This is a genomic window from Pseudomonas tumuqii (assembly GCF_013184545.1).
In the GTDB taxonomy this organism is placed as follows: domain Bacteria; phylum Pseudomonadota; class Gammaproteobacteria; order Pseudomonadales; family Pseudomonadaceae; genus Aquipseudomonas; species Aquipseudomonas tumuqii.
Map to the genome: position 1 here is coordinate 1 of NZ_JAAOJA010000045.1, position 1865 is coordinate 1865.

Sequence of the window (1865 nt, forward strand, 5' to 3'; positions counted from 1 at the left end):
GGAATCGAGTAGGAGACGGCTTCACAGCCGCCGTCCTCTCACACCACCGTACGTACGGTTCCGTATACGGCGGTTCAGGTTATGCAGCTAAGCCGGTTTATCGTATCCAGTATCGAGACCAGACCAAGGTTATCCCACAGCTTCTTCGGCAACGCCTGATTCATATGTGGCGCGCCCGAGTTCCACCATGGGCCTCGACCGTTGAACGCGGACTTGCAGGCGCGTGCTTCGCTGAGTCCCAGACGCATCAGGTTGCGCGCCCTCGTTGAGGGTCGCTTCCATTGGCGCCATATGACACAGCGCAGTTTATGCCGTACCCAGCCGTCAATTTCCTCAAGTGGCCGTTTGCTCTGGCTCAGCTTGAAGTAGCCCGCCCAACCACGCAGCACAGGGTTTATTCGCCCGATGACTGTGGCCATCTTGCAACCCCGCGCTCTACGCAGCAGGTCTCTGAGCCGGTCGCGTAAGCGATCCAGACTCATCGTTGCCACTCTCAGCCTCGGCTGTAAGTGCCAGCTCATCCCATAACCCAAGTAGTCGCAGACCCAAGTCCGTGCCACGCGGCTCTTTTCCCGATTCAGAGTCAGTTTCAGACTCTGATTCAGGAAGCGCTCGACACCGGCCATCACGCGTTCGCCAGCCCGATGGCTACGCACATAAATGTTCGCATCATCGGCATAACGCACGAAGCGATGGCCCCGCCGCGCAAGCTCCTGGTCGAGTTCGTTGAGCAGGATGTTCGACAACAACGGCGACAGCGGGCCGCCTTGCGGCGTCCCTTCCTGCCGTCGGCTGGCAATACCGCCCGACATCACCCCGGCCTCGAGATAACGGCGGATGAGCCTGAGCACCCGCTTGTCTTCAACCTGGCGCTGCACATGGCCCATCAACACATCATGATTGACCCGATCGAAGAACTTCTCCAGATCGAGTTCCACACACCAGCGGTGACCCGCTGCCACATGGACACGGGCTGTTTCGATGGCTTGGTGAGCGCTTCTGCCCGGACGGAAGCCGTAGCTGTAGTCCGAGAACAGCGGGTCGAAGATCGGTGTGAGCTGTTGCAGCAGGGCCTGTTGGATCAGGCGATCCACGACGCAGGGGATACCCAGCTGTCTGGTGCCACCTTGGGGCTTGGGGATGTCGACGGCGCGTACACCTTGCGGGTGATACTCACCGGCCAGCAACCGAGTTTTGAGGCCCGGCCAATACTGTTTCACGTAGTCAGCCAAGTCGTCGACGGTCATGCCATCGGCACCCGGCGCGCCCTTGTTGCTGACCACGCGTTGATACGCACGCTTGAGGTTGGCCGGTGCAAGCACCCGCGCCATCAGCGTGTCCAGCTCCGCGTTCGTCCACGTCACAGACGCCGCCGATGCCTGCGCACTGCCAGCCGTCGCCCGCGGATTCTGTCCGGGACTAGGGGTCACAGTTCTCCCTCGGAGAAATTTCTGCTTTTCGACATTCGACGAGACTCTGACGCCTACTGGCGGCATAACCTGTTCGGCCCTTGGTGGCGCGGTACTCGCCACTTACTACGGCCTCGGCTGACTTCTGCACGCTCATCCCGGCGCCTCGCGGCGCTCGGTAGCACACTGGCAAACGTACAGATCTCCCAGGGTAATTCGCGCGACCTTCCTGCTTATGCCTGTCGGATTTACGTCACAGCGTTCCGTGCAAGTATTGGGCTTTGGCGATTTTGGCCACCTTACCCCGCTGCGCCGCCTCACCCGCTTCCTGTTCGTCAGGCCAGCATTTTGCCTCGGGATTCCTTCAGATTCGCAGTCACCCGCGACACCCTTGCCTCTGGCTAACACTTCCCCTTGCCGGGTATGTAGAGGACTTTCACCTCCAAGTCACCAGCG

General features: G+C 60.4%; 1 protein-coding gene. It reads right to left on the reverse strand.

The window, feature by feature from the left end; translation table 11 throughout:
• Positions 1 to 74: 74 nt before the first annotated feature.
• Complete coding sequence (ltrA, locus tag G9C89_RS24845) at positions 75 to 1496, reverse strand: group II intron reverse transcriptase/maturase (RefSeq protein ID WP_172153361.1); 1422 nt, start codon at positions 1494 to 1496, stop codon at positions 75 to 77.
• Positions 1497 to 1865 lie beyond the last annotated feature (369 nt).

Excerpts from the sequence above, each read along its gene's own strand:
- ltrA (WP_172153361.1), bottom strand. The coding sequence starts at position 1,496 with ATGCCGCCAGTAGGCGTCAGAGTCTCGTCGAATGTCGAAAAGCAGAAA.